Origin of the sequence: Streptomyces sp. PA03-6a (genome assembly GCF_033792765.1) — a bacterium.
In the GTDB taxonomy this organism is placed as follows: Bacteria; Actinomycetota; Actinomycetes; order Streptomycetales; family Streptomycetaceae; genus Actinacidiphila.
This window is the reverse complement of sequence record NZ_JARAVK010000554.1, coordinates 1-1,499: the sequence shown is the minus strand read 5'-3', so window position 1 is coordinate 1,499 and position 1,499 is coordinate 1. Positions and strand designations below refer to the sequence as shown.

Genomic DNA, 1,499 nt, shown 5'->3' with positions numbered 1-1,499 from the left:
GCCCGGCCCCACGTGAATGGAGTGGTCCGCCGTCAGAATGGACGGCCCGTGGGCGTCGATCAGATCCTGGGCCGCCCTCGAACGGGCGGTCAGGTGGAACTTGCTCCCGGTGATCGTCACTTCCGTCGTACTGGTGAGCTTCTTCCCGCCCACCTTCACATCGACCTCGTTGCCCGAGCTGAGCATCCCCGGTCAGCCGCGTGGAGCCCGCGGCAGCCGGCGCGGCGGCGGAGACGGACTGCGGCAGGTGCTTGTTGATGCCGGTGACCAGAGCGTTGCGGGTGTCGATGGACATCTGGACGAGCTGCCTGAAGGTGTCGTTGACGCCACCGGCCGCTGAGCGAACCGCCGTCCATTGGTCGTTCAGAACCCGGCCTAGTTCCGCCCCCTTCATCACCTGGAGTTGCGTACCATCCACTCGGATGTCGTGGAAGGCAATCGCGGCCAGGCTCTTCGCGACGTGCTGGTCCTTGGCGAGGACACCCGGGTGATGCAGCCTGAGGTAGTGCTCCATCTGCTCGGTCCAGGTCTTGGAGTTCGCGTGGCTCTGCGTGAGACCGGTGAGGAGCGACTCCGGGTCGCCTCCCACTCCCACGGCGATGCGGTCGCCGTCGGTGACGAGGGCGAGACCCGAGTCGAAGACCACGGCCTGGTTCTCCCGCCCCGACCAATTGTGGCGGCGGTTCTTGACGAGGCTGTCGAGGAGTCGTTCCCCTTCCCTGGCCTCGTAACTGATGGCCCTTCCGGAGATCTCGCCGAACCGGATGTCCTTCGCAAGGCCCAGGGAGTTGGCCGGGTCGACACGGATGAAGGTGTTGGGCTCGGGGAAGTAGATCGCCCGTGCATCGGTCTTCGCCATCGCGTCGCGCACGGCCAGGTCGAGGTCGGCGGCGTTCTTCGCGCCACCCTCGGGGAGGGTGTAGCCGCCGCTGACCATCTCGGGAGCAGATCCGTTCTGGTCGGCCAGCGATTCGATCTTCGAGGCGGCACGTTCGAAGAGCGGCTTCCCGCCGACAACCATGTTCTTGACGTCAGCGTCGCCGACGTGCAGGTACACCTCTCCCCCGGCGTTCAGCTTGACCTTGTTGATCATGGCATGGGTGAGGTCGTCCCGGATCACCGCCTCACGGAGGGCGCCGTAGGGGATCTCCTTCTGGGCACCGGCCGCGACGAGCTTGGGATCGGGCTGACGCCAGGTGAAGCCGGTGACGGAGACCTCGAAGTTGCCTTCCCTCTCCCACTGCCGGGAGAACTTGCGCACGGTGTCGGCGATCTGGGTTTCCGTGCCGGCACGCCCGTTCACACCGATGACAAGGCCGAGCCGCTCACCAACCACCGACTTGTCGGTGAACTCCGTCCCGTACGTCTTCGCCAGCTTCAGCAGATCGGTGTCCGGGGTCGCGATGACCGTGGCGACGAAGCGGGTACCTTCACCGCCCTGAAGCGCGCCCTTGGCCGCACCGTCGTACTGGGCCACCGGCGTCAACCGGTAATGGCTT

General features: G+C 66.0%; 1 protein-coding gene. It reads right to left on the bottom strand.

Annotated elements, in window-relative coordinates; translation table 11 throughout:
• On the bottom strand, window positions 1-1,477 hold a 1,477-nt coding region (locus tag PV350_RS46560; RefSeq protein WP_500339302.1), incomplete at its 3' end, for a hypothetical protein.
• Window positions 1,478-1,499 lie beyond the last annotated feature (22 nt).